25 protein-coding genes and 1 tRNA gene are annotated in these 25,682 nt (G+C 75.6%); all 26 read right to left on the bottom strand.

What is annotated here, in order from left to right:
• Nucleotides 1–9: 9 nt before the first annotated feature.
• Entirely contained in the window at nt 10–1,161 is a 1,152-nt protein-coding gene (locus Q0840_RS07420) for an MFS transporter (RefSeq protein WP_298458153.1), read from the bottom strand.
• 355 nt (nt 1,162–1,516) lie between these two features.
• Nucleotides 1,517–1,696 (bottom strand): hypothetical protein, encoded by a 180-nt coding sequence (locus Q0840_RS07415; protein ID WP_298458150.1) that lies wholly within the window; start codon nt 1,694–1,696, stop codon nt 1,517–1,519.
• A 394-nt stretch (nt 1,697–2,090) separates the two neighbouring features.
• Nucleotides 2,091–3,317: a tyrosine recombinase XerC gene (xerC, locus tag Q0840_RS07410; protein WP_298458147.1), complete on the bottom strand. Its 1,227-nt coding sequence runs from the start codon at nt 3,315–3,317 to the stop codon at nt 2,091–2,093.
• Between the two features lie 47 nt (nt 3,318–3,364).
• Nucleotides 3,365–3,559, bottom strand: coding sequence for an AlpA family transcriptional regulator (locus Q0840_RS07405; RefSeq protein WP_298458144.1), 195 nt, complete (start codon nt 3,557–3,559; stop codon nt 3,365–3,367).
• Nucleotides 3,560–3,756: 197 nt separating this feature from the next.
• Nucleotides 3,757–3,829, bottom strand: a tRNA-Ala gene (locus tag Q0840_RS07400).
• Nucleotides 3,830–3,904: 75 nt separating this feature from the next.
• On the bottom strand, nt 3,905–4,609 hold the full coding sequence (locus Q0840_RS07395; protein WP_298458142.1) for a histidine phosphatase family protein: 705 nt from the start codon (nt 4,607–4,609) through the stop codon (nt 3,905–3,907).
• On the bottom strand, nt 4,606–5,001 hold the full coding sequence (gene rsfS, locus Q0840_RS07390) for a ribosome silencing factor (RefSeq protein WP_298458139.1): 396 nt from the start codon (nt 4,999–5,001) through the stop codon (nt 4,606–4,608). Before rsfS ends, Q0840_RS07395 begins: the two co-directional genes overlap by 4 nt.
• Nucleotides 4,998–6,413 (bottom strand): hypothetical protein, encoded by a 1,416-nt coding sequence (locus Q0840_RS07385; protein ID WP_298458137.1) that lies wholly within the window; start codon nt 6,411–6,413, stop codon nt 4,998–5,000. The genes rsfS and Q0840_RS07385 overlap by 4 nt, the downstream gene beginning before the upstream one ends.
• Nucleotides 6,406–7,011, bottom strand: coding sequence for a nicotinate-nucleotide adenylyltransferase (gene nadD / locus Q0840_RS07380; RefSeq protein ID WP_298458135.1), 606 nt, complete (start codon nt 7,009–7,011; stop codon nt 6,406–6,408). The genes Q0840_RS07385 and nadD overlap by 8 nt, the downstream gene beginning before the upstream one ends.
• Nucleotides 7,012–7,034: 23 nt before the next feature.
• On the bottom strand, nt 7,035–7,187 hold the full coding sequence (locus Q0840_RS07375) for a hypothetical protein (RefSeq protein WP_298458133.1): 153 nt from the start codon (nt 7,185–7,187) through the stop codon (nt 7,035–7,037).
• A gap of 78 nt (nt 7,188–7,265) precedes the next feature.
• Nucleotides 7,266–8,639 (bottom strand): glutamate-5-semialdehyde dehydrogenase, encoded by a 1,374-nt coding sequence (locus Q0840_RS07370; protein WP_298458130.1) that lies wholly within the window; start codon nt 8,637–8,639, stop codon nt 7,266–7,268.
• Between the two features lie 243 nt (nt 8,640–8,882).
• The gene (proB, locus tag Q0840_RS07365; protein WP_298458129.1) at nt 8,883–10,037 is read right to left on the bottom strand and encodes a glutamate 5-kinase; all 1,155 of its coding nucleotides are present in this window, start codon (nt 10,035–10,037) and stop codon (nt 8,883–8,885) included.
• 84 nt (nt 10,038–10,121) lie between these two features.
• A complete protein-coding gene (obgE, locus tag Q0840_RS07360) occupies nt 10,122–11,699 on the bottom strand; it encodes a GTPase ObgE (RefSeq protein ID WP_298458128.1) in 1,578 nt (525 codons plus the stop codon).
• A 175-nt stretch (nt 11,700–11,874) separates the two neighbouring features.
• Nucleotides 11,875–12,126: a 50S ribosomal protein L27 gene (gene rpmA, locus Q0840_RS07355; RefSeq protein ID WP_298458125.1), complete on the bottom strand. Its 252-nt coding sequence runs from the start codon at nt 12,124–12,126 to the stop codon at nt 11,875–11,877.
• Between the two features lie 64 nt (nt 12,127–12,190).
• A complete protein-coding gene (gene rplU, locus Q0840_RS07350; RefSeq protein WP_298458530.1) occupies nt 12,191–12,499 on the bottom strand; it encodes a 50S ribosomal protein L21 in 309 nt (102 codons plus the stop codon).
• 246 nt (nt 12,500–12,745) lie between these two features.
• The gene (locus Q0840_RS07345) at nt 12,746–16,555 is read right to left on the bottom strand and encodes a ribonuclease E/G (protein WP_298458123.1); all 3,810 of its coding nucleotides are present in this window, start codon (nt 16,553–16,555) and stop codon (nt 12,746–12,748) included.
• A 313-nt stretch (nt 16,556–16,868) separates the two neighbouring features.
• On the bottom strand, nt 16,869–17,801 hold the full coding sequence (mutM, locus tag Q0840_RS07340) for a bifunctional DNA-formamidopyrimidine glycosylase/DNA-(apurinic or apyrimidinic site) lyase (protein ID WP_298458122.1): 933 nt from the start codon (nt 17,799–17,801) through the stop codon (nt 16,869–16,871).
• A 3-nt stretch (nt 17,802–17,804) separates the two neighbouring features.
• A complete protein-coding gene (gene rnc, locus Q0840_RS07335; protein WP_298458120.1) occupies nt 17,805–18,548 on the bottom strand; it encodes a ribonuclease III in 744 nt (247 codons plus the stop codon).
• 19 nt (nt 18,549–18,567) lie between these two features.
• A complete protein-coding gene (rpmF, locus tag Q0840_RS07330) occupies nt 18,568–18,762 on the bottom strand; it encodes a 50S ribosomal protein L32 (RefSeq protein ID WP_298458118.1) in 195 nt (64 codons plus the stop codon).
• A gap of 2 nt (nt 18,763–18,764) precedes the next feature.
• Nucleotides 18,765–19,268: a DUF177 domain-containing protein gene (locus Q0840_RS07325; protein ID WP_298458528.1), complete on the bottom strand. Its 504-nt coding sequence runs from the start codon at nt 19,266–19,268 to the stop codon at nt 18,765–18,767.
• A gap of 189 nt (nt 19,269–19,457) precedes the next feature.
• Nucleotides 19,458–19,979: a hypothetical protein gene (locus tag Q0840_RS07320; protein ID WP_298458116.1), complete on the bottom strand. Its 522-nt coding sequence runs from the start codon at nt 19,977–19,979 to the stop codon at nt 19,458–19,460.
• On the bottom strand, nt 19,976–20,479 hold the full coding sequence (gene coaD / locus Q0840_RS07315) for a pantetheine-phosphate adenylyltransferase (RefSeq protein ID WP_298458114.1): 504 nt from the start codon (nt 20,477–20,479) through the stop codon (nt 19,976–19,978). The genes Q0840_RS07320 and coaD overlap by 4 nt, the downstream gene beginning before the upstream one ends.
• A 22-nt stretch (nt 20,480–20,501) precedes the next feature.
• The gene (gene rsmD / locus Q0840_RS07310) at nt 20,502–21,056 is read right to left on the bottom strand and encodes a 16S rRNA (guanine(966)-N(2))-methyltransferase RsmD (RefSeq protein WP_298458112.1); all 555 of its coding nucleotides are present in this window, start codon (nt 21,054–21,056) and stop codon (nt 20,502–20,504) included.
• Nucleotides 21,053–22,636 (bottom strand): DUF6297 family protein, encoded by a 1,584-nt coding sequence (locus Q0840_RS07305; protein WP_298458109.1) that lies wholly within the window; start codon nt 22,634–22,636, stop codon nt 21,053–21,055. Before Q0840_RS07305 ends, rsmD begins: the two co-directional genes overlap by 4 nt.
• On the bottom strand, nt 22,633–23,328 hold the full coding sequence (locus Q0840_RS07300; RefSeq protein WP_298458106.1) for an ABC transporter ATP-binding protein: 696 nt from the start codon (nt 23,326–23,328) through the stop codon (nt 22,633–22,635). The genes Q0840_RS07305 and Q0840_RS07300 overlap by 4 nt, the downstream gene beginning before the upstream one ends.
• 46 nt (nt 23,329–23,374) lie before the next feature.
• Nucleotides 23,375–25,666 (bottom strand): ATP-dependent DNA helicase RecG, encoded by a 2,292-nt coding sequence (locus tag Q0840_RS07295; protein ID WP_298458103.1) that lies wholly within the window; start codon nt 25,664–25,666, stop codon nt 23,375–23,377.
• Nucleotides 25,667–25,682: the final 16 nt, after the last annotated feature.

The following is a 25,682-nucleotide window of genomic DNA, read 5'->3' as shown; positions in this document are numbered from 1 at the left end:
TAGCAGGAGTCATGCGGTCCGGGCCGAGCGGCGGACTGGCCCTCGCGTGAGCGCCGCGGCGCCTAGGCAGACGACGCCGAGCAGCGCGAGACCGAGGCTGTAGTCGCCGCTGACGTCGAAGACCGCGCCCATCACGAGCGGCGGGACGAACCCCCCCAGACCGCCTGCGGCACCGACCAGACCCGTCACTGCACCGACCTTCTCTGGCGGAGCGAGGCGCGCGACAAGCGCAAACGTCGCACCGGAGGATGCGCCCAGCAGGGCGGCCAGACCGAGGAACGCGACGGTCCCTGCGGGCAGCAACTCGAGCTCGAGCGCCGCTAGGCCGGCGAGGAGCGCCGCTCCGACGAAAGACGCGACGAGGACGCCGATCGGGTCCCACCGGTCGGACAACCACCCCCCGACCGGACGCATCACCACCGCGAGGACGACGAAGCCTGCGGTGCGCATGGCGGCGTCGCCGGGCGTGAGGCCGTAGGCGTTGATGAGGTAGGTCGGCAGGTAGACGCTGAAGGCGACGAAGCCTCCGAACCCCACCGCGTACAGGATTGAGAGCTGACCGGTGGCGGGGAGCTTCGCCGTGGACCAGGTGCGGGCTAGGAACGAACCCGGGGATGCGACACGCCCAGGAGCGTCGCGCAGCAGGGCGGCGGCGACCGCGGCGAAGATCACCAGCACGCCCGCGACGATCAGGAACGGCGCCTCGGGGCCGACGTTGTCGGAGAGGCGGACCGTGGTGAACGCGGAGATGGCGGTGCCACCCATGCCGATGCCGAAGATCCCCAGCGCAGTCCCGCGCCGCGCCGGCGGGTACCACGCGTTGACCAGCGGGACGCCGATCGCGAACGCGGTGCCGCCCAGGCCGAGGAAGAAGCCACCGACCAGCATCGCGGTGAAGCTGTCCGCGACCAACCCGACGAACAGCACCGGCAGCACGGTCACCAGGCTGACCAGCGGGAACATCACGCGGGCTCCGACGCGGTCGGTCAGCGCCCCGACCGGGATCCGGCCGACCGAGCCTACGAGGACGGGCACCGCCACGAGCACGGACTGCTGAAACCCGGTGAGGTCGAGCTGCTCGCGGTAGGCCGCGCCGAGCGGGCTGATCAACGCCCAGGCCCAGAAGTTCACGCCGAAACCGACTGTCGCCAGCAGCAGCATCCGTGCGGCTCCTGGTGGCGCCTCACCGTCGACTCCGACGGCTCGTGTCTGACCCTGCTCCGACGCCACCGTGATACCCCGTCTCATTGCTTCAGCCCTGCACATCGACTCAGCGGGTGCGGCGAACCTAGCAGCGGGTCAAGGAGTCGTCAGGCGAATGTCACACCCCGTGTCACGCGGCCGGCCGATCTCGCCTGTCAACGCGCACCGGCAGCGAATTTTGGCGGACGCCGGCGCCCCGGCCCGGGACCTTGGCCTCTTGCGAGGCACAGACCACGGCCGGAGCGGCGCCACCTCGTCGCGCCCGTCCCGTTCCGACGCCGGGCGCAACGTGACGACGGTCAGTAGTCGACGATCACCGCTGTGGGCGGTCGAGCTCCGCCGCGAAGAACGCCGAAGCCGACCGCAGGATCGCGTTCGACCGCCGCAGCTCGCGGGTCTCCCGCTCGAGCTCAACCAACCGCTGGGCGTCCGACGTCGTGGTCCCGGGCCGGTCCCCGGCGTCGACCTCGTCCTCTTCTACCCAGGTCCACAACGTCTCGGGGTAGATGCCAGCTGCTCACCGATCCGCCGCAGCGCGCCGACCTTAGTCTCAGGGTCACGCCGCGCCTCTAGCGCCATCCGGATCGCTCGCTCCCAAAGCTCGTCGGGGCACCTCGTGGGTGCTGCCATGGAAGCCGGGGCGGTTCAGCCCCGCCGCCGCAGTCCGCGCGGCGGCGGCTCAGGATCTGCCCGCAGCGCGGTGCTCGAGCGGCAACGCGCGGACGCGCGGGTCGCGCTGCTGGGACCGGTTCTCCGCGCCGCCGGGGCGACCTGGTCTGAGGCCGGCGCGGAGCTCGACGTGACCCGTCGGCCGGCGTCTGCGCCGCCCGGAGCCGCGACCCCATAGCCCTCGGGTATGAGAGCTGCCCGACCGCCGACGCACGAGGTCATAGTTGGCCGACCTCCTCGTCACCGTCGTCGATTTGCTCCAGCAGGGTCTCCTCGTGGTCGCCGGCCGGCGACCGCAGCAGTCGCCCGTCGGGATGGGCTGACCGCAGTGTCAGATCAAGAACGTGTGCCGGCGCATGGTCGACGGTGGGGTCGACGGCCACGTAGTGCCCCTGAGTCACAGCAGTGCTGGTGTGCCCGAGAACCGCCGCTGCGGCGTCCAGGCCCAGCCCGCGCGCGATGACGGTTGCGCCGGTGCGGCGGTACCAGCGCGGTGTGATCCCCAGGCCGTCCAGGCCCGCGTCCTTGACGAACTCCCGGAAGGTCCGTCGCAGGTTGTGCAGTGTCAGGACGTGCCCGTGGCTATTATGGAAGATCGTGAGCTCCTGCTCACCGGCTCCCATGGTGGCGAGCCGCCGGCGAAGGACCTCGGCGGCGAACTCTGGCACGGCCACGCGGCGGTTGGAGGCGTCCGTCTTGGGGTGGTCCTGGCGGAAGTCGGCCACCCCGGTCCGGCGCACGACGGTGCCCTGCACGTGGATGACCATGCCGGCGGTGGTCTCGGTGACGTCGCAGGGCCGCAGCGCGAGCACCTCGCCCGGCCGCAGGGCAGTGCCTAGCAGCACCTCGCAGATGTCGCGGACCTTCCCGTCTGGTTTGGGGCCCTTCACGTTGGGTCCGGTGCGCCAGGACGCGGCGGCGGCACGCAGGGCCTGGACCTGTTCGAGGGTCAGGGCGTGGACGAGGTGCCTAGGCCGGGCCAAGGGCGAGGTGCCTTCGACGGGATTGCGAGGAAGCGCGTCGTGCCGCAGCGCGAAGGCGAACATCTGGTTCAGCAGCGTCCGCAGGTGTTTCGCGCGGGAGTAGGAGGTGGCTGCCTGGCGCTTGAGGAACCACTCGACGCGGCCGGTGGTGACCTCGCCGAGGGTGTAGGCGTCGAACGCGGGCCGCACGTGCAGGCGCAGGTCGTCGCGGTAGTTGGTCTTGGTGCCCTCGGAGATGTCCCGCAGCTGCAGGTCGACCAGCCACAGCTCGCAGAGCTCGCCGAAGCCGCTGGCCACGCCCAGCACTCCCCCGCTGCCGTACCCCGGCCGGTCGGTCAGCCGCGCCTTGAGCCGCGCCTGCGCCGCTCGCGGCGTTCCCGCGACCGCGGTCACCTTGCGCAGCCGGCCGTCCAGGTCGCGGTAGCGGGTCAGTGCCCGGTAGCGACCTCCCAGGTCAGTCACGGCGATCTCACCGAAGGTGCCGATCGCGGTGCGTGGGCGCCCGCGGCTCACGTGCTTGCGCGCCGGCGGTGGCGGGCGCCGTCGGCGGCCTCGAGCCCGGCGATCCACGCCTCGACCTCGGCCGGTCGGAAGCGCAGCTGGCGCCCGACCCGAAAGCCCCGGGGGCCACGGCCCTTGGAGCGCAGGTCGTACAGCGCCTGCGGGGTGACCGACAGGTGGTCGGCGAGCTCGGCCAGGGTCATCGTCGCCGGTGTGGGCGACTGCACATCAGCGTCCATACGGGCAGGTAGGCGCCGAGCGGCCCAACCTCGTCCAGGCGGCCCGAGACACCGGCCCGCCGGGTCGAGGTGCGGGCGATAAGTGTCCATAAAATGTCCAGTGGCCACGTCCGGCTCCTGTGTCCAGGATCCCGACGTGGCCACTGACCAGCGCTTACGGGTGGAGCTGAGGGGATTCGAACCCCTGACCCCCTGCATGCCATGCAGGTGCGCTACCAGCTGCGCCACAGCCCCGTCACGCCTTGCGGCGCCCGTGAAGTCTAGGTCAGGTCCAGGGCGGAAAGCCAATCGGCGCCGACGTGGCGCCGGTCACGCGTCCGCGGGAGCGCCGACGTCGGCGGTCAGGCCCGCGACCGCGTCCAGCGCGGTGCCCGCGTTCCACTCGGCGATCGACGTCGACGGCCCGAGGTCGTGACCGAACAGGCGCCACCCCGGCTCCACCCCGGACGGGTTGCGACGCAGCTCGGACCAGTGCGCGTTGGTCAGGCCGGCGATGCCCCGCCACAGCGGGTCGAGCCCCAGCAGCGCCGTCACGGCGAGCGTGATCGCCGCACCGTGCGCGACGACGACCAGGGTCTGCGCCGACTCCAGCCGGCCGGCGTGCTCGGTCACCGCCGCGACCATGCGCTCGGCGACGACGGCGCGCGTCTCGGCACCGACCCCCTCGGGCTCTCCCCCGGTCCGCCACGCCGTGAACTGCTCGGGCCAGCGGGCGGAGATCTCCTCCCCGGTCAGCCCCTCCCAGTCGCCGAAGCTGCGCTCCCGCAGCCGCGCGTCCACGACCGGCCGGTGGCCGACGCGGTCCGCGAGGTGCGCCGCGGTCGCGCGGGCGCGGCCCAGGTCGGAGGTGACGATCGCGTCCACGGTGACCGTCTCGGCCAGCGCGGCCGCGGCCGCGGCCGCCTGGCGGTGGCCGACGTCGTCGAGCGGGATGTCGACCTGTCCCTGGAGCCGCAGCGCGAGGTTGTGCGCCGTGCGGCCGTGCCGCCACAGCAGCACGGTCCCGGCGGTCACTCCGCGGTGCCCGTCCCGCCGTCCCCGCCACGAGCGTCTGCGGGGAGCTCGACCACGGGGCAGTCCTTCCAGAGCCGCTCGAGCGCGTAGTAGACGCGGTCCTCGGCGTGCTGGACGTGCACCACGATGTCGCCGAAGTCGAGCAGGACCCAGCGGCCCTCGCTCTTGCCCTCGCGGCGGATCGCCTTGACCCCGGCTCGGTGCAGCGCCTCCTCGACGGCGTCGACGATGGCCGAGACCTGCCGCTCGTTGGTGCCGGAGGCGATGAGGAAGACGTCCGTCAGGACGAGCTGCTCACTGACGTCCAGGGCGATGATCTCGTCGGCCTTGAGGTCGGAGGCCGCGCGGGCTGCGGTGATCGCGAGCTCCACGGCACGGTCGGTGGCGGTCACAGTTCTCCTAGGTGTGCGGCCGGGTGCTCCGGCAGCGAGATGGTGGCGGGCCACGCGGCGCTGGTCGCACCGGAGTCGGTCGCGCCGGTGACGAGGGACCAGATGAGGAAGGCGAGCACGAACGCGACGACCGCGAGCGCGAGGAGGTGCTTGACCGTGTAGCGGTGCGGCTCCTCGGGCGTGTCGTCGAGGTCCTCGGCGCGGGGGCCGGGGCTGGTGACGTCGGCCGCGTCGTCGGTCGCCCCGACCGGGCCCGCCGGCCGGGGGACCCGGTCCGGGACGACCGGTCCGGTCGCCGGAGCTCCCACGGCGGCCGAGCCGGGGATCGGCGCCGTGGCCGGGGTCGTGGCCGGGGTCGTGGCCGGGGTCGTGGCCGGCGGCGCGGTCGCCGCCGGCCGCGCGTCGGGTGCGGTGATCGCCGGCCAGATGGTGGCGGCACGCGCCGGGCCGGCGGGTGCGTCGGCCCGCGGGTCGGCCGGCGGATCGGTCGGAGCGTCGACCGGTGCGGGAGGTGACGGTCGGGGGGAGGGCGCGGTGGTGGATGCCGACGGCTGGGCTCGGGGGCCGCCGCGCTGGGCCGGCACACCCGGTGGCGCGGTCGGCGCGCCTGGCTGCGCAGTCGGCGCGGTCGGCGCGGTCGGCGCGGTCGGCGCGGTCGGCGTCGTCGGCGCGGTCGCGCCGGTGTCGCTGTCCGGACGTGGCGTGGGCGGCCCAGCCGGCCCCCGGCGCACGAGTCGTCGCAGCGGGTTCCATGCGGTGGCCCCCCGAGCCGTGGTGCCCGGGCGGATCGGCGTGTCGCGGTCACCCGGGGTGCCGGCGTCCCCGTCGCCCGGCGTCGCCGAGGGGCCCGGGCGGGTCTGCGCGTCGGGGTCGCTCGCCCGCGCCGTCGCCGTGGTGCTGCCGGGACGCGCGTCGGGCGAGGCGTCGGAACCGGCCGGCACGACCGGGGTGCCGGCATCGGCGCGCGGGCCACCGGGGGGCAGCGGTCCGGTCGCCGGGTCGCTCCCGGGCGCCGGTGCGACGGCGTGCCGGCTCGGCTCCGCACGCCCCGCCCGCGCGGCCGGGGCGGCGTCGACCACGGGCTGCTGACCGGTCTGCGCCGCGAGCCGGCGCTCGCGCTCGCGCAGCTCCCGGCGGGACGTCGGCCGGGGCGCGTCCTCGGCGTCCCCCGCGGGGCGGTCGGACGTGGCCGGGTGCGCGGGGGCCGCACCCACCGGGTCGGACGTGCCCGGTCCGGCGGACGCGGGCGCGGGCGCGGGCGCCTGACCGTCGCCGGCGGACGACGGCGCCCCGGCGGTCTCCTCGCGTGTGCCGGTGCCGTCACCCGGGGCGGCCGCCCCACCGGCCGTCGCCTGCTCTCGCGCGCGCTCGAGCTCGCGGCGCCGCCGTCGCTCGCCGACCTCGTTACTCATCGTCGTGCCCCCGATACAGGCCGTGCTTCGCGATGTACTGCACCACGCCGTCCGGCACGAGATACCAGACCGGCTGCCCCGCGGCCGCCCGCACCCGGATGTCCGTCGACGAGATGGCCAGCGCGGGGATCTCGAGCTCGCTGACCCGGTCGGCCGGCAGCCCGTCCAGCGACAGGTGGTGGCCCGGGCGGGTCACGCCCACGAACCGGGCCATCCGGAACACCTCGTCGGCGTCCTTCCAGCGCAGGATCTGCTCGAGCGCGTCGGCCCCGGTGATGAAGAACAGGTCGGCGTCGGGCCGGGACGCCGCGAGCTCGCGCAGGGTGTCCACGGTGTAGGTCACGCCGCCGCGGTCGATGTCGACGCGGCTGACGGTGAACCGGGGGTTGGACGCGGTCGCGATCACCGTCATGAGGTAGCGGTCCTCGGGCGGGGAGACGCGCTGCTCCTGCTTGAACACCGGCATCGCCGTCGGCACGAACACGACCTCGTCGAGCGCGTACCGCGCGGCGACCTCGCTGGCCGCCACGAGGTGCCCGTGGTGGACCGGGTCGAACGTGCCACCCATCACCCCGATGCGGGGGCGCCGCTGCTCCACGGGCGAACCGGCGGCCTGGACGCTCAGTGGCGCGACCCCACGCTGCGGAACGCGTAGGTCACGAGCAGCAGTGCGACGAGAGCACCGAAGCCACCCACCCCGTACACGACGGGGTCGACCGGCAGCTCGTTCGCGTGCTCGGTGACCTCCGCCGAGAGCCTCAGGGCAGCGTTCACGTCATCCTCCTGGTGGTGTGGTTCGCGTCGACGGGGCACCTGCCCACGGACCGATGACCAGTCTGGCATGCGGTGCGGTCAGGCGCGGACGTGACCCTCGCCCTGGACGATCCACTTGGTGGTCGTCAGCTCCGCCAGCCCCATCGGGCCCCGGGCGTGGAGCTTCTGGGTCGAGATGCCGATCTCGGCGCCCAGCCCGAGCTGGCCGCCGTCGGTGAACCGTGTGGAGGCGTTCACCATGATCGCCGCCGAGTCCAGCTCGGCGACGAAGCGCTCGGACGAGCCGAGGTCGCGGGTGACGATCGCCTCGGTGTGGCCGGACGTCCACCGGCGGATGTGCTCGATGGCGGCGCCGAGGTCGTCCACCACGCCGACCGCGATCTCCAGGGCGAGGTACTCCCGGGCCCAGTCGTCGTCCGTGGCGGGGAGCACCGCCACGCCGTCGGGGGCCAGCGCGGCGGTCCGCTCGTCGCCGTGCAGGACGACGCCCGCGTCGGCCAGTGCGGCCAGCGCGGCGGGCAGGAACGTCGGGGCGGCGTCGGCGTGCACGAGCAGCGTCTCCGCGGCGTTGCACACCCCGGTGCGCTGCGTCTTGGAGTTGAGCAGGATGCCGAGCGCCATGGCCGGGTCGGCGGACGCGTCGACGTACACGTGGCAGTTGCCGGTCCCCGTCTCGACGACGGGGACGGTGGACTCACGCACCACGGTCTGGATGAGGTCGGCTCCGCCGCGTGGCACCAGCAGGTCGACCAGGCCGCGGGCGTGCATCAGCGCGACCGCGCCGGCGCGACCGTGAGCGTCGATGGACTGCACGGCGTCCGCGGGCAGACCCTGGCCGACGAGGGCGCGCGAGAGCACCGAGACGATGACCTCGTTGGACCGGGCCGCGGCCGAGCCACCGCGCAGGATGACGGCGTTGCCGCTCTTGAGTGCGAGCCCGGCCGCGTCGACCGTGACGTTCGGGCGAGCCTCGTAGATCATCCCGACCACCCCCATGGGCACCCGGACCTGCCGCAGCCGCAGACCGTTGGGCAGCGTCGAGCCGCGCACGACCTCCCCGACCGGGTCCGGCAGGGCCGCCAGCTGGCGCAGCGCGTCCGCGATCGCGACGATCCGCTCCGGGGTGAGCGCCAGCCGGTCCAGCAGGCCCTCGGAGGTCCCGTTCTCGCGTCCGCGGCGCAGGTCGTCGGCGTTGGCGGCGACGATCTCGTCGGTCGCGGCGACCAGGGCATCGGCCAGCGCGAGCACCGCGGCGTCCTTGGTCGCGCGGGTCGCGGTGGCCAGGGCGCGGGCGGCGACGCGGGCGCGGCGGGCGGCGTCCAGGACGGCGTCGCGCACGGCGTCCGACGGGTGGACGCCGCTGGTCGCGGCCGACCCGGCGGCCGCCGTGTCGGCTGCTGTGACGTCGGTCCCGGGCGCGGGCGCGTTCGAGGGATCGGTCAGCGTCGTCATGGCTCCAGGGTAGTCCCGACCCACCCGACCCCTCCCCGCCGAGTGCGACGGAGTGGACCGCCGGGGCGCCGTGATCGGTCCACGACGTCTCACCCGGCAGGGTCGCGTCGTCGAGTGCGACGAAATGGACCGCTGGGGCGCCGTCATCGGTCCATTTCGTCGCACTCGGCGGGTCGCGGCAGCGCGTGCGGTGCGACGGGGGGTGGGGGGGTGGGGGGCGCCGGGGTGCGGAGGGCGGGATGGTCAGCGGGAGGGGCGGCGGACCAGCACGAGGTCGTCGCGGTGCACGACCTCCCGGTCGTAGCCGGGGCCGAGCTCGGCCCGCAGCGCCGACGTCGAGCGGCCGAGCAACCCGGGCAGCTCCCCGGCGCCGTAGGACACCAGGCCGCGCGCCACCGTGCGCCCGTCCAGGCCGATCAGGTCCACCGGGTCGCCGGCCTCGAAGTCGCCCTCGACCCGCACGACCCCGGCGGGCAGCAGGGAGGCCAGCCCACCGCTGACGGCCCGCACCGCTCCGTCGTCGAGCACGAGACGGCCGTGGCTGCGCGCGGCGTACGCGAGCCACAGCAGGCGGGTGGAGCGGCGACGGCCGGTCGCGGCGAACCAGGTCCCGACCTCGCGGCCGGCCAGGGCGTCGGCCGCCTGGACGGCGGAGGTCAGCAGGACGGGGATGCCGGACGCCGTCGCGATCGCGACCGAGTCCAGCTTGGTGAGCATGCCGCCGGTGCCGACCGCGCTGCCGCGCCCGGTCACCTCCACCCCCTCGAGATCGCCGGGGCCGGTCACCTCGGTGATCCGGCGGGCACCGGGCCGCGACGGCGGTCCGTCGTAGAGGGCGTCGACGTCGGTCAGCAGCACCATCGCGTCCGCCCGGACGAGGTGGGACACCAGGGCGGCCAGCCGGTCGTTGTCACCGAAACGGATCTCGTCGGTGGCGACGGTGTCGTTCTCGTTCACGACCGGCACCACGCCCAGGTCGAGCAGACGGGTCAGCGCCCGCTGCGCGTTGCGGTAGTGCCCGCGCCGGATGGTGTCCTCGGCGGTCAGCAGCACCTGGCCGACGCGCAGCCCGTGCCGGCCGAACGCCTCGGTGTAGTGGGCGACGAGCAGCCCCTGCCCCACCGACGCGGCGGCCTGCGCGGTCGCGAGGTCGCGCGGGCGCGAGGTCAGCCCGAGCGGGCCGAGCGCCGCGGCGATGGCCCCGGAGGAGACCAGAACCACCTGTCCCCCGGCGGCGCGCCGCGCGGCGAGGACGTCCACCAGGCGGCGCAGCGCACCGGGGTCGAGGCGGCCGTCGGCGCCGGTCAGCGACGACGACCCGACCTTGACGACGACCCGGCCGGCGCCGGGCAGGTCGGCCCGCCCGCTGATCTGCAGTGCTGCGCTCACGGGGGGCATCCTCTCGCGGCCGACGCGGCCAGCCGCGCCGGTCCGCCGACTGGACGCGCGGCCGACCCGGTGCGTGGCGCGAGCGACGCGGACCTACCGGCCGTCGTCCGCGGCCGGGTCCGGGTCCGTCCCGGTGGCCGAGCCGGCGGACGACCGCGCGTCGTCGTCGGTCCACAGACCGGCCTCGCGCTCCGTCCACAGCTCCTGCCGGGCCTCGGTCTTGGCGTCCATGCGCTCCTTGTACTCCCGGCGCTTGTCGGACCGGGTGGGGCGCGAGGAGTCCTCGAGCCGCAGGTCGGTCCCGCGTGGCCCGCCGAGCAGCTCCGAGCCGGTCATCAGGGTCGGCTCCCAGTCGAAGACGACGGCGCTGTCCCCGTCGCCGATGACGACCTCGGCGCCGGCCACGGCACCGGCCTTGAACAGCGCGTCCTCGACCCCGATCCGGGCCAGCCGGTCGGCGAGGTAGCCCACGGCCTCGTCGTTGGAGAACTGGGTCTGGCGGACCCAGCGCTCGGGCTTCGTGCCCCGGACCTGGAAGTACACGTGGTCGCCCTCCTCGCGGCGGGTGACCGTGAAGCCGGCCTCGTCGACCGCCCGGGGGCGCAGGACCGTCCGGGTCGGCTCGGGCGCCGGCGCCTCGCGGCGCGACTGCTCGACGAGCTCGGCCAGGGCGAAGGTCAGCGGCCGCAGCCCCTCGTGGCTGACCGCCGAGACCTCGAACACGCGCAGGCCCCGCGCCTCCAGGTCGGGACGGACCAGGTCCGCGAGCTCGCGGGCCTCCGGCACGTCGACCTTGTTCAGCACCACCATGCGCAGCCGCTCCACGAGCGGCACGCGACCACCCTCGATGCCGACGTCACCGCCGTACGCCGCGAGCTCGTGCTCGATCACGTCGAGGTCGCTCAGCGGGTCACGGCCCGGCTCGAGGGTCGCGCAGTCCAGCACGTGCACCAGCACGGCGCAGCGCTCGATGTGCCGCAGGAACTCCAGGCCCAGACCCTTTCCCTCGCTCGCGCCCGGGATCAGCCCAGGCACATCCGCGACCGTGAACCGGGCGTCCCCCGCCTGCACCACGCCGAGGTTCGGCACGAGGGTGGTGAACGGGTAGTCGGCGATCTTGGGGCGGGCCGCGGACATCGCCGCGACGAGGCTCGACTTGCCGGCGCTGGGATACCCGATGAGGGCGACGTCGGCAATGGTCTTGAGCTCCAGGACGACGTCCCGGCTCTCCCCCGGCTCGCCCAGCAGCGCGAACCCGGGCGCCTTGCGGCGTGGCGAGGCGAGCGAGAAGTTGCCCAGCCCGCCGTGGCCGCCGGGCGCCACCACGTAGCGCGACCCGGCGCCCACCAGGTCGGCGAGGACCTCGCCCGACGGCGACTTCACGACCGTGCCGTCCGGCACCGCGAGCACGAGGTCCTCGCCGGTCGCGCCCTGGCGGTAGTCCCCCATCCCCTGCGTGCCCGACGGCGCGTGCCGGTGCGGGGAGTGGTGGAACTGCAGCAGCGTGGTGACCTGCGGGTCCACCTCGAGGACCACGCTGCCCCCGTTGCCGCCGTTGCCGCCGTCGGGCCCGGCCAGCGGCTTGAACTTCTCCCGCCGGATGGACGCCACGCCGTGGCCACCGTCACCCCCGGTGGCATGCAGCACGACCCGGTCGACGAATGTCGCCACGGTTCACTCCCCTTCGTCTCTGGTGTCCCGGAGTCCCCCGGGCGGCGGCCCGGACGCGTCCGGCCTCTGCGTCGAGCGAGGTCCCGGGGGTCCCGCCGGGCGTCCCGCCGGACGACGAAGGGGCGCACCGCAACCGGTGCGCCCCTCCGTGTGTGCTGCTGCGTGCTGCGTGCGACTACGCCTCGACGATGTCGATGACCTTGCGGCCCCGACGGGTGCCGAACTGGACCGCACCCGGGGTCAGCGCGAACAGGGTGTCGTCCCCACCGCGGCCGACGTTGTTGCCGGGGTGGAAGTGGGTGCCGCGCTGGCGGACGATGATCTCACCGGCGCTGACGACCTGGCCACCGAAGCGCTTGACGCCCAGTCGCTGCGCGTTGGAGTCGCGGCCGTTGCGAGAGGAGCTTGCGCCCTTCTTGTGTGCCATGTCGAACCTGCTTTCGTGCTACGAGGGGAGGACGGAGGACCCGCGGGACACCCGCGGGAACGGCTCAGGAGATGCCGGTGACCCGCAGCCGGGTCAGCTGCTGACGGTGGCCCTTGCGGACCTTGTAGCCCGTCTTGTTCTTGTACTTGAGGATCTCGATCTTCGGGCCCTTCTCGTCCCGGACGACCTCCGCGGTGACCGTGACCTTGGCCAGCGCCGCGGCGTCGTGCGTCACCGTCTCCCCGTCCACGAGCAGCAGCGCGGGCAGCGTGACGGTGGCGCCGGCCTGCTCGGCCCGACGGTCGACGACGACGACGTCGCCGACGGCGACCTTCTCCTGGCGGCCGCCAGCCTTCACAATCGCGTACACCACGTTGCTGCTCATCTCTGCTCGGGTCACTACCTCGTCTGCGGCGTGCCGGGCGACTCGCCATCACGGGCGGCGCGGGCACACAGGATCAGCGCGCGCGATGCGCACCGACGTTCAAGAGTACGGACTGGTTCGGGGCCGGTCAAATGACGACCGGGTCACCCGGCGGCGGCCCGGGGACGGGCACGCCGCGCCGCGGGGACCGCCCCCGGAGCCGCCGGAGCGGTCCGCGGGCGGTCCCACCGGGGGTCACGGCCCGGCGGTCCCCGCAGCGACGTCCTGGCCGTCCTGGCCGTCCTCGCCGTCGTGGCCGTCCTGGCCGTCCTGGCCGTCCTGCTCCGGCAGCTCGAACACCTCGGGGGCGACCGGCACGAGGTCGAGCGTCTCGTCCTGGTCGGCCACCGCCTCGGTGAGGTCGGCCGGCTCCGCGGGGTCGTCCACGGCGGGGTCGTCCACGGCGGGGTCGGGCCGGTCGCCGGGGTCGACGCTCGGCGCGGCGTCGGATCCGCCGTCGCGCTGGGCGTCCGACGCGGCCTCCACCGGGCTGTCCGGCGCGGCCTGCGTCGAGCTGTCCGGCGTGGCGACCTCACCGGCGGGCGTGCTCGCGAGCTGGCCGGAGGCGTCGTCGGGCACCTGCGGGCCCCCGTCGGCGGACGGGTGCAGGCCCTGCAGGGCCGCCAGGGCCTCGTTGACCGCCGCCGTGGCGGCCGCGCGCTGCTCGGCCGTCGGGACCGGGGCGTCGGACGCGCCGTCGGTCGCGCCGCCGTGCGCGCTCTCGTGCTCGTGGGCATGCGCCGCCGCCGCCGCGATCGTGGCGAGCGTGGCCTTGACGGCCTCCCGCGCCTCGGGCAGCACGGGGACCATCGGCAGACCGCTCGGGACGGCCGGCCCCTGCTCCTTGGTGCCCCCACGCTTGCGCCGGGCCCGCTTGGGGTCCTCGCCGCCGACGGGTGGCTGCGGGGTCTGGGTCTGGGCCGGCTGCGCCTGACCGGGAGCCCGCTCGATCGGGTCGGAGTGCACGATGAACCCGCGTCCGTTGCAGTGCTCGCAGGTCTCGCTGAACGCCTCGACCAGGCCTTGACCCACGCGCTTGCGGGTCATCTGCACCAGCCCGAGCGAGGTGACCTCGGCGACCTGGTGCTTGGTGCGGTCCCGGCCCAGGCACTCGACCAGGCGCCGAAGCACCAGGTCACGGTTGAGCTCGAGCACCATGTCGATGAAGTCGATGACGATGATGCCGCCGATGTCCCGCAGCCTGAGCTGCCGGACGATCTCCTCGGCCGCCTCGAGGTTGTTGCGGGTGACCGTCTCCTCCAGCGTGCCGCCCGAGCCGGTGAACTTGCCGGTGTTGACGTCGACCACGGTCATCGCCTCGGTCCGGTCGATGACCAGCGACCCGCCCGACGGCAGCCAGACCTTGCGGTCCATGCCCTTGGCGAGCTGCTCGTCGACCCGGTGCGCGGTGAAGACGTCGCCCTCCGCGGTCCACCGCGTGACCTTGTCGGCGAGGTCCGGCGCGAGCGCGCCGATGTAGCCGGAGATGGTCTGCCACGCCTCGTCACCCTGGACCACCAGCGAGCCGAAGTCGTCGTTGAAGATGTCGCGCACGACGCGGATGGCCAGGTCCGGCTCACCCTGCAGCAGGGCCGGGGCCGACGCCGTCTTGGCCTTCTTCTCGATGGCCGCCCACTGCTCCTGCAGCCGGGAGATGTCGGCGCGCAGCTCCTCCTCGCTCGCCCCCTCCGCCGCGGTGCGCACGATGACGCCGGCGGTGTCCGGGACGATCTCGCGGAGCAGCTTCTTCAGGCGCGCCCGCTCGTTGTCGGGCAGCTTGCGCGAGATGCCGGTCATGCCGCCGCCCGGGACGTAGACCAGGTACCGGCCGGCCAGGGTGATCTGCGAGGTCAGCCGCGCCCCCTTGTGCCCGATCGGGTCCTTGGTCACCTGGACGAGCACCGAGTCGCCGGACTTCAGCGCCTGCTCGATGCGGCGCGGCTGTCCCTCGAGCCCGACGGCGTCCCAGTTGACCTCGCCGGCGTACAGCACGGCGTTGCGGCCCTTGCCGACGTCGACGAACGCGGCCTCCATGGAGGGCAGCACGTTCTGGACCCGGCCGAGGTACACGTTGCCGGCCATCGACACCTGCGCCTGCCGCGAGACGTAGTGCTCGACCAGGACGCCGTCCTCGAGCACGGCGATCTGCGTGCGCCCGTCGTGCTCGCGCACGACCATCGTGCGGTCGACCGACTCCCGGCGCGCCAGGAACTCGGACTCGGTGATGATCTGGCGACGCCGGCCGTTGTCGCGGCCCTCACGGCGGCGCTGGCGCTTGGCCTCCAGCCGGGTGGACCCGCGCAGCGCGGTGACCTCGTCGGACGGCGCACGCGGGGTGCGCGCCCGCGCCGGGGTGGGCTCCGACTCCGCCTCGGCGCCGTCGCCACCACGGCCACCGCGGCGCCGCCGGCGGCGACGACGGCTCGACCCGCTGCCTTCGTCGTCGCTGTCGCCGGCGGTGCCGTCCTGGTCGCCCGAGGCCGCATCGGCGCCGTCGGAGCTGTCGGCACGGTCCGTGTCAGTGGCGCTGTCGGTGGCGTCCTCGTCCTCGTCGTCCCCGTCGTCGTCGGACCGGGAGTCGTCCGAGGTGCCGCGGCGCTCCTCGGAGTCGCCGCCGGAGCGGCTGCGACGTCCGCGGCCACCACGGCGCCGCCGACGGCGGGGGCCGCCCTCGGAGGTGGCGTCGTCGTCCCGCTCGTCGTCGCTGTCGTCGTCGGTCTCGTGGTCGGAGCCGGCGTGGGCGTCGTCCCCGGCGCGGTCGCTGCCCCGGGACGAGGCGGGACGGTCCCGGTCCTGGGCCGGGGCGTCGTCGGCACCCTGGGGCTGCTCGTCGTCCGCCGTCCCGTCGGTGGTGGGCTCCGCCGCCGCGGCGGCGGCACGCGAGCCGCGGCGGCGCGACCCGCGGCGCGGGGCCGGGGACTCGGTGGGCTCGTCGGCCACGGTCGCCGCGTCGGCGGCTGCGGGCTCCGCGGAGCCGTCCGACGCCGAGCTGGTCGGCGTGGTGCTGGTCGGCGTGGTGCTGGTCGGCGTGGTGTCGTCGGCGACCGGCGCGGCCGTGCTGCGGGTGGCCCGGCGCCCGCCGCGGCGGCGACCGGTCGTCGGCTCGTCGGACGGTGCCGGCGCCTCGGCGGCCGGCTCGCTCGTGGGCTGGGCGGCGGCGGGGTGGGCGGCCGGCTCGGTCGCCGGGCCGGCGCTCGGCGCCGCGTCGTCCGCGCCGGAGACGGTCTGCGGGACGATGAACTCCGGCGGACCGGCCTGCGCGACGGCGCGGCGACGCCGCGGCTTGGTGGTCGGCGCGGGGGCCGGCGGCTGGAAGAGCAGCGCCGTGGTCGCCAGCACCGGCGGCGCGTCGGACGCGCTGTCGGTCGGGGTGTCGGTCGACCCGGTGGCCTCGGCGTGCTGCTCCTCGGCGTCCGCGTCGTCCTCGGCGACTTCGGTGGTGCCGGCGGCATCGGCGACCGGCTGGACCTGCGCGACCGGCGTCGACGGCGCCGCGGCGCGGTCGGCCGCGAAGGCGGCCAGGACGTCCAGAACCGGCGCGGCGGCCGGGGACTGCGGCGCGGCGTCGTCGGCCGTTCCGGCGGGGGACGCCTGCTCGTCGGCGGGCTCGGTAGCCGGCTCGGCGGGCGGCTCGACGACGGCGGCCTTCTTGGCCCGGGCGCGGCTCGGCCGCTTGGCGGCCGGCGCGGGCGCGGGCTCGGCGGCCGGCTCGGAGGAGTCGGCGGCTGCGTTCTCCGGCGCCGCCGGGGCGGCGGTCGCGCTCGTCGCGCGGCGGCTGCGGGTGCGCTTCGGGGGGGCCGGCGTCTCGTCCGCCGGGGCGGGCTCAGCGGCCGCCCGCGCGGGGTCGGACGTCGGCTCGGGCGCGGCGGCGTCCGGGGTGACCGGCGCGGCGGCCTTGCGGGTCGCGCGCCGGCGCACCGGCTTGGTGGCTGCGGGCTGGCCCGCGGACGGGTCGGCCTGATCGGTGCTGCCGGAGGTGGGGGTGCTGCTGCTGTCGGACGTCACGGGTGGAGCTCCTGTGTGCCCGTCAGCGCCGTCCCACACCACGTCGCCTCGGGGCGGTCGGTCGTCGCTCATGCATGACGCACGGCGACGGAAGTCGTCGGTCGCCGCAGGCCGCATGGGCGGCGGCGCCTGCGCCTGCCAGACCACCCTGTGGGGCGGCGGCGGCGCGCGGCGGCCGCGGATGCGGCGAGCAGTCGACAAGCCTGGTCGCGGTCGTGGGGACGGTGTGGCGCCCTCGGACCGCGCTCAGTATCGCACAGCACCCCCCGCCGTGATCCACGACACGCGCGGGTGGACCCGGCCGGGGCGGCCCTCACCACCGGCCGCGACGCGGTCGCGGCTGGCACATCGGGCAGGTGAACGCGGAGCGGTTCATGAACTCGTCGCGCCGCACGAGGGTGCCGCAGCGGGAGCAGGCACGCCCGGCCTGCCCGTACACGGCCAGGGACCGGTCGAAGTAGCCGGAGGCGCCGTTGACGTTGACGTACAGCGCGTCGAAGCTCGTGCCGCCGGCCGCGAGCGCCTGCGTCATGACCTGCGTGGCGGCGTCCAGGACCCGCTCCACCTCGCCGCGGCGCAGGGTGTCGGTGGGCCGGGCGTAGTGCAGCCGGGCACGCCACAGCGCCTCGTCGGCGTAGATGTTGCCGATGCCGGAGACCAGCGTCTGGTCGAGCAGGGCGCGCTTGATCCCGGTCCGCTTGCGACGCACCGCGGCCACCAGGGCCGGACGGTCGAGCGCGGGATCGAGCAGGTCGCGGGCGATGTGCCGGGCCGGCTCGGGCAGCGCGGCGACGGGCGAGCCGAGCCCACCGGGCGCGCCGTCGTCGGTGGGGACGAGGTCGGTCACCGCGAGGTGGCCGAAGGTGCGCTGGTCGACGAAGTCCAGGTGGCCGCCGTCGTCCAGGGTCAGGCGCACCCGCAGGTGCGGGGCGACCACGGGCTCCGACCCCGGGGCGCGCACCAGCAGCTGGCCGCTCATACCCAGGTGGGCCATCAGCGCCGAGTCGCGGACGTCGCCGCCGCGACCGTCGGGCTCGCCCGCGTCCAGCAGCAGCCACAGGTACTTGCCGCGCCGGACGGCGGCCTCCAGGCGCCGGCCGGTCACCCACCCGACGAACGCACCGGGCCCGCCCACCTGGCGTCGGACGCTGTAGTCGCGCAGCACCTCCACGTGCTCCACGACCCGGCCCAGCACGTGGCGGGCGAGGCCGTCACGGACCGTCTCGACCTCGGGCAGCTCGGGCACGGGTCAGCCGGTGGCGCCGGTGACCCCACCGGCGGCGTCGTGGTCGGAGGCGTGGTCGGCGGCGAGGTCGCGCAGCGCGCGGTACGCCGCGGTCGCGGCGACCTGCTCCGCGACCTTCTTGGAGGTCCCGGTGCCCTCGCCGCGGACCTCGCCGGACAGCAGCACACGTGCGGTGAACGTCCGGGCGTGGTCCGGGCCCGTGCCCTCGACCTCGTACTCGGGCGCGCCGAGGCCCAGCGCGGCCGACAGCTCCTGCAGGGACGTCTTCCAGTCGAGCCCCGCACCGAGGTCGGCCGCGGCCTCCAGGGTGGGGCCGACGAGCCGCTCGACGAGCTCGCGCGCCACCTCCAGGCCGTGCGAGAGGTAGACCGCGCCGAAGATCGCCTCCAGGGTGTCGGACAGGATCGAGTCCTTGTCCGACCCGCCGGTGGCGACCTCCCCCTTGCCGAGCAGGACGTAGCCGCCCAGCCCCAGCGCGCGCGCGGTGCCGGCGAGCGCCCGCTGCGACACCGTGGCCGCTCGCATCTTGGCGAGCTCGCCCTCGGGGACGCCGGGGTGGCGGCGATAGAGCGCCTCGGTCACCACCAGGCCGAGCACGGAGTCCCCGAGGAACTCCAACCGCTCGTTGGTCGGGATGCCCCCGGCCTCGTGGGCGAACGAGCGGTGGGTCAGCGCGAGCACGAGAAGCTCGGGGTCCGGACGGACCCCGAGCTTCTCGGACAACGCGTCGGCCGACGGGGCGGCCATCACCACGGGATCGCGGACGTCAGTTCGCGAACTCGGTGCGCACGGCCTCCGCGAACGTGCGGCCCTTGTAGGCCCCGCAGGTCGGGCACGCGGTGTGCGGCATCGTCTGGCTCTTGCACTGCGGGCAGGTCGTGAGCGTCGTGGCAGTGGTCTTCCACTGCGACCGACGCGCACGGGTGTTGCTGCGCGACATCTTGCGCTTCGGAACAGCCACGGCTAGCTCTCTTTCGTCTCGTCGAACATGCCCTGGAGCCGGTTCAGCTCGGCCCAGCGCGGGTCAAGGATCTCATGGTGGTGGTCCGGGTCGTCCGCCAGGCGGAACCCGCACTCGGAGCACAGCCCCGGGCAGTCGGGGTCGTCCAGCGGCTGGAACGGTAGCGCAGGGACGAGCGTGTCCCGGACCGCAGGCTCCACGTCGAGCAGGTCGCCGTCCAGCTCGCGGACCTCGTCCTCCTCGTCGTCACCGGCGTCCTGCGCGGCCTGTGCCCGCTCGGGGTAGACGTACAGCTCCTGGATCGGCACGTCGATGTCCTCGACGACCTCCTCCAGGCACCGCACGCACTCCCCCACGGCCCGCCCGCGGACGTTGCCGCTGACGAGCACCCCCTCCATGACGGCCTCGAGCCGGAGATCCAGCTCCAGGTCGCTGCCGGTGGGGATGCCGATGACCTCGGTGCCCAGGTGGTCCGGAGCCGCCACCGTGACCTGCACACGGCGCATCGAGCCCGGACGCCGGCCCAGCTCGTGCGTGTCCAGCACGAGGGGCGAGCGCGGGTCGAGACGGCGGGTGCTGTCCACGGTGAGGGATCCAGTCTGGTGGGCGTGCGATCCGCCAGACCGGCGGGACCAACCGACGATGCTACGCCATGACCGTCGGCGCCCCAACCCGCGACGGCATGGTGGTGCAGGTCACAGGCCCGATCGGTCCTCGGGTCCGCCCCCCAGCCGGGCCGCCAGCTTCGCCCGTCCGGCACCCACCTGGGTGAGCAGTCGCTCCAGGTCCACCTCGAAGTCGGCGAGCCGCCGGTCGCAGTAGTCGTCGGCGTCCCGGCGCAGGCCCTCGGCGACCCCCTCGGCCTCGGCGACGATCTCGGCGGCCCGCCCGCGTGCGGCCTCGGTGACGGCGTCCACCTCGACCAGCTCGGCGGCCCGCTGGTGGGCAGCGGCGATGATGGCGTCGGCCTCGCCCTGGGCCGCGACCCGCGCCGCGTCGGCAGCAGCGAGCAGCTCGTCGGCGCGGCTCAGCTGGGTCGGCAGCACGTCGCGTGCCTGGTCGACCAGGTCGAGCAGCTCGGCCCGGTTGACCAGCACCGAGGACGACATCGGCATCGCCCGGGCCTGGGTGATCGCCGCGGCGAGCGCGTCGAGGATCCCGGTCAGGCCCTCGGGCTGGGTGCGGTCGGACTCGGTCTGCGGGTCGCTGGCGGTCATGGCGTCCTCCCTCCGTGCGCGGGGCCGGCGCCCAGCGCGTCGCGTACGGCGTGCTCCACCCCGGCCGGCACGAGGTCGCCGACGGCGCCACCGTGCCGGGCCACGTCCTTGACCAGCGACGACGCGATGTGCGCCAGCGCCGGGTCGCCGAGGACGAAGACGGTCTCGACACCGCTCAGGTGCCGGTTCATCAGGGCCATCGGCACCTCGTGGTCGACGTCGGCGCCGCCCCGCAGGCCCTTGACCACGGCCGACGCACCCACCTCGCGGCAGAACTCGCTGAGCAGGCCGGGGACCGGCGCGACCCGCACGCCGGGCATCGCGCCGACCGCGGCCCGGGCGAGCTCGACCCGCTGCTCGAGGCCGAGCAGCGCCGTCTTGGAGGAGTTGCGGGCGACGCCGACGACGACCTCGTCGAACATCGCGCGGGCCCGGCGGACCACGTCGAGGTGCCCGAGGGTGATGGGGTCGAAGGACCCGGGGCAGACGGCGACGGTCACGCGCGCCAGGGTATGCCAGCGCTCACGTCGGCGACGCGAACCACACCACGGTCTCGCCGTAGGCGCGGCGGTCCGACGGCGCCAGACCGTCCGGCCAGGTCGGCTCCGGGGTGCGCACGGACCGCTCCACCACGACGACGGCGTCGTCGGCGAGGGCGCCGGGCGTGGCCAGGCCCGCCAGCACCGCGGCCAGCTCGGGCTCGCCGAGGTCGTACGGGGGGTCGACGAGCACGAGGTCCCACGGCTGCGCGGCGGCGTCCTGGACGTAGCGCTCCGCGCGCTGGTGGACGACGTCGATGCCGGGCAGCCCCACCGCCGCGACGTTGCGCCGGCAGACGTCGACGGCCGACCGGGCGGCGTCGACCAGCGTGACGGTGACCGCGCCGCGGCTGGCGGCCTCGATGCCCAGCGCGCCCGAGCCCGCGTACAGGTCGAGCACCCGGGCGCCGTCGACGACGCCGAGGTGCTCGAGGCGCGAGAACAGCGCCTCACGCACCCGGTCGCTGGTGGGGCGGGTGCCGCGGGGCGGGACCCGCAGCGTGCGTCCGCCGGCCGCGCCGGCCACCACCCTGGTCACGCGGTCACCGTACGCGGCTCGTCGGGCAGGTGACCGCAGACGGCGACCACGACCGTCGAGCAGACGACCTGGGCGACCAGCATCCCCGGGACCACCGTGCCCAGCGCGACCGCGACGAGCACCGGCACCAGGCCGAGGACGACGACGTCCGGCCCGCGCGAGAGCACGACGGTCGCCCCGAGCGGCAGCGCGCCGGCCGGGGTGGCGACCAGCGGACCGGACCAGTCCGGCGCCGGCCGGTACGCCGAGCGCACCGCGGCGCCGGCCCACACCGGCGCGGCCGCCGCGCCCAGCGCCCACCACCCCGCCAGGTCCCCGCCCAGCACCGCGAACGGCGCCAGCGCGGCCAGCGACCACGCCAGCATCGCCACCGCCGGCACGGCCATCCGCAGCCGGCGCACCCGCCGCGCCCCGATCGGCAGCAGCCGGTCGACGACGGGAGCCATCTCGGCGCGCCGCGGCCCCTCCGCGGTCGCGAGCATCGCGACGTACCCCGCGACCAGCAGCGCCGGGAGGACGATCACCGGGGTCTGCAGCCGCGGCACCGCCAGCACGATCGTCGGCACGGCCGCGGTGGCGGCGAGCTGGACGAGGTGGCGCGGCGAGCGGACCAGCAGCAGCGCGTCCGCGGTGACCAGGGCCAGCGCCGGGGACCGCACCACCCGGAGCCGGCTGCTGCGGCGACGGCGCCGGACGCGGCCGCCGTCGGTCAGGGTGCGGCCGAGCTCGCGGGAGTCGAGCGAGATCAGCGCGCCGACCGCCTGGGTCGCGACCGAGCCGCTCTCCCGCAGCTCGCGCGCCGGGATGCGCTCGAGCCGGTGGTCCAGGACGACGCCGGCCGCCACGACGACCCCGAGCAGCGCGAGGACGGCCCCGGGCGGCGGGGCCGGCACGCGGTCGACGTGCACCCCCGCGACGCCGGACACCAGCGCCAGCACCGGGACGAGCGCGACCAGCACGTCGCCGACCGTCGCGATGCGACGGCGCACGGCGCCCAGGGACTGCCCGGCACCGGCACCGAGCACGAGCGCCGCAGCACCCAGCCCGCCCACGGCGGCGACCGTCGCGACCCGGACGGGCGAGGGGCGCCCATCGTCCCGCAGGGCGAGGTCGAGCAGCGGCAGCGCCACCGCGCCCACCGCACCGGCGAGCACCGGCAGCCGGGTGGCCGCGGGGCGCAGCAGTCCGCGCCGCGCGACCGGCAGTCCCAGCCACCACGTCGCCTCCGCTCCCCCGACGCCGACCGGGCCGAGCCGGCCGGCGAGCGACAGCACCGCCCCGGCGAGGGCGAGGACGAGCAGCCCGGCGAGGGTGGGCAGGCTGACCTCGGGGCCGACCAGGTCGGCGCCCGCGTCCGCCGGCATGGAGTCGCGGACCGCGTCGACCACGCCGACGGCGACGCCGACGCCCACCGCGGTCGTCACGAGCACCGAGTACACGTCGACCAGCAGCGACCCGACCGACGCCCCGCCGCGCTGCCGCGCGACGGCGGCGGTGTACCGCCGCACCGCCCGACCCGTCGGCACGGGCAGCGCCGGTGCGTCGGGCGCCGGGCCGACCGGGTCGTCCGGGACGCTCACTGCGTGGGCTCCGCACGGATCGCCCGCACCGCGTCGCCGACGTCGAGCAGCGCCGACGACCCCTCCCCGACCAGCACCGCGGCGCCGGCCACCGCGGCGAGCAGCTCGGGGTCGTGGGTGGCCAGCAGCACGGCGCCACCGGCGGACTGCTCCTCCAGCAGCCGCTGGGCCAGGGCCGCCCGCATGCGCTGGTCCAGACGCTGCTCCGGCTCGTCGAGCACGAGCAGGCTGCGCGGGCGGGCGAACCCCGCCGCGAGCAGCAGCCGCCGACGCTGCCCGGAGGACAGCGTCGCGGGCAGCACGTCGCGGTGCGTCGCGAGGCCGAAGTCCTCCAGCAGGGCGTCGACGACCCCGACCGGCTCCGGGACGCCGTGGCCGCTGGCGGTGAGCAGCAGGTGCTCGGCGACCGTGAGCGCCGGGAACCAGGCGTCGTCGTCCAGCACGCTGGAGACCCGCGCACGGAAGGCCTGCGCCCGTTCGTCGACCTCCCGGCCGAGCACGCGCACCGTCCCACCGGCGGGCGCGAGCAGGCCCAGCACGGCGCGCAGGACGGTCGACTTGCCCGACCCGTTCGGCCCGACCAGCGCGAGCGCACGGCCGGCCTCGAGGGTGAACGTGACGGGCGCGCACACCGGTTCACCGCCGTACCCGACGAGCAGGGACTGGGCCTCGACGACCACGGGGGACGGCACGGCCGACACCCTAGCCAGGCGTCCGGGCCGGGTGCCCGGAGGCGGGTCAGGACCGTTCGAGGAACTCCTCGCGCTCCCCAGCCAGCTGGCGGTCGATGGCCGCGACCAGCGCCGGCCAGGCGCCGAGCGTGGGGTCCTGGTCGACCAGCCGGCGCGCGTCGGTGCGCGCCTGCTCGATGAGGTCGGCGTCGCGGGTGACCCGCAGCAGGCGCAGCGAGCTGGCCCCGCCGGACTGCGCCGCACCGAGCACGTCCCCCTCGCGCCGCAGCTCGAGGTCGACCGACGCCAGCACGAACCCGTCGGTGGTCTCGGCGAGCGTGGCCAGCCGCGTCCCGGCCGGGGTGGCCGGTGGGGCGTGCGACACCAGCAGGCACAGGCCGGGGTCGCTGCCCCGGCCGACCCGGCCGCGCAGCTGGTGCAGCTGGGACAGGCCGAACCGGTCCGCGTCGAGCACGACCATGACCGTGGCCTGCGGCACGTCCACGCCGACCTCGATGACGGTGGTGGAGACCAGCACCGGCACCTGGCCGGACGCGAAGTCGGCCATCACCCGGTCCTTGTCGTCCGGGGCCATGCGCCCGTGGAGGACGCCGATCGCGACGTCGGCGAGGACGGGCAGCGCCCGCAGCTCCTCGACCACCTCGGTGACCGCCCGCAGCGGGCGCGCGGGTGGGGCCTCCGCGCGTCCGGACGCCGGCGACGCGCCGTCGTCCGGCTCGCGGACGAGGTCGGCACCGTCCCCGGCGTCCTCGGGGCCGCCCGGCTCCGGCGCGTCGTCGGCGTCGATCCGGGGGCACACGACGTACACCCGCCGGCCGGCGTCGACCTCCTCGCGCGCGCGCCGCCACGTCCGCTCCGTCCAGGCCTGGTTGCCGGCGGGCACGACGTGGGTGACCACGCCGCTGCGTCCGGCCGGCACCTGGGTCAACGTCGACGTCTCGAGGTCGCCGAACACGGTCATGGCGACCGTCCGGGGGATCGGCGTCGCCGTCATGACGAGCAGGTGCGGCGCCGTGGCGCCCTTGGCGCGCAGCAGGTCGCGCTGCTCGACGCCGAACCGGTGCTGCTCGTCGACCACGACGAGGCCCAGGTCGACGAACTGGACGGTCTCGCCGAGCAGCGCGTGGGTGCCGACGACGATCCCCGCGGCCCCGCTCGCGGCGTCGAGCAGGTTCTGGCGGCGGTCGGCCGCCGTCTGGGAGCCGGTGAGCAGGGCGACGCGGGTGGCGTGGTCCGCCCCGCCGAGGAACCCTGCCTCGGCGAGCGGCCCGAGCAGCGCCCGCAGCGTCCGCACGTGCTGCGCGGCCAGCACCTCGGTGGGCGCGAGCAGGGCCGCCTGGCCGCCGGCGTCGACCACCTGGAGCATCGCGCGCAGCGCGACGACCGTCTTGCCGGAGCCGACCTCGCCCTGCAGCAGCCGCTGCATCGGCTGCGGCCGGGACAGCTCGCCGGCGATCTCCTCGCCGACGCCCCGCTGCCCGTCGGTGAGGGTGAACGGCAGCCGGGCGTCGAAGTCGTCGAGCAGGCCGCCGCCACGTCGGGGGCGCGCGGTCGCGGGCTGGGCGGCCGCGCGGGCCCGCCGCCGGGCGAGCTCGGCCTGCAGGACGAAGGCCTCCTCGTACCGCAGCCGGTGCAGCCCGCGGCGCCAGTCGGCGTCCGTGGCGGGCTCGTGCACCAGTCGCAGCGCCTCGTGCAGCCCGGCGAGCCCGTGCCGTGCCCGCACGTCGTCCGGCAGCGGGTCGGGCAGGTCGCGGGGCGTGAGCGGGTCCAGGACCGTGCGCACGCTGGTCTGGACCCGCCACGACGGGACCGCGGCGCCGGCCGGGTAGATCGGGATGGGCCGGCTCGCCTCCGCGAGCGCCTCGCCCTCGTCCTGGACGTCCACGCCGATGATCCGGTAGTCGGGGTGGGTGAGCTGACGCTCGCCGCGGTACTCCCCGACGACGCCGGTGAACAGCCCGACCCGCCCGGCGCGCAGCTTGCTCTCGTGCATCCGCAGCGCGCCGGCGCCCTTGGCGAAGAAGGTCAGGTGCAGCGTGCGGGCACCGTCGGTCACCACCGCCTGGAGCATGGAGCCGCCCCGCGACCGCATGGGGCGGACGGTCGCCTGCCGGACCTCTGCCATCACGGTCACGTGCTCGCCGACGACGAGCGAGGACAGGTCGGTGAGCGTCCCGGGCTCGGAGTAGCGCCGCGGGTAGTGGCGCAGCAGGTCGTGGGCGGTGTGCAGCCCGAACTTGCCGAGCGCGTTGGCGGTCCGGGTCCCGAGCAGCCGGCCGAGCGGCTCGGCGAGGCGGTCGGCGGGGGCGACGACGACGTCGCCGAGCTCGCTGGTCACACCCGCTCCCCTCCGT

This window comes from uncultured Cellulomonas sp., assembly GCF_947494015.1.
In the GTDB taxonomy this organism is placed as follows: Bacteria; Actinomycetota; Actinomycetes; order Actinomycetales; family Cellulomonadaceae; genus Pengzhenrongella.
Note: the sequence above shows the minus strand (reverse complement) of the source record. Positions and strands in the feature narration are given on the sequence as shown.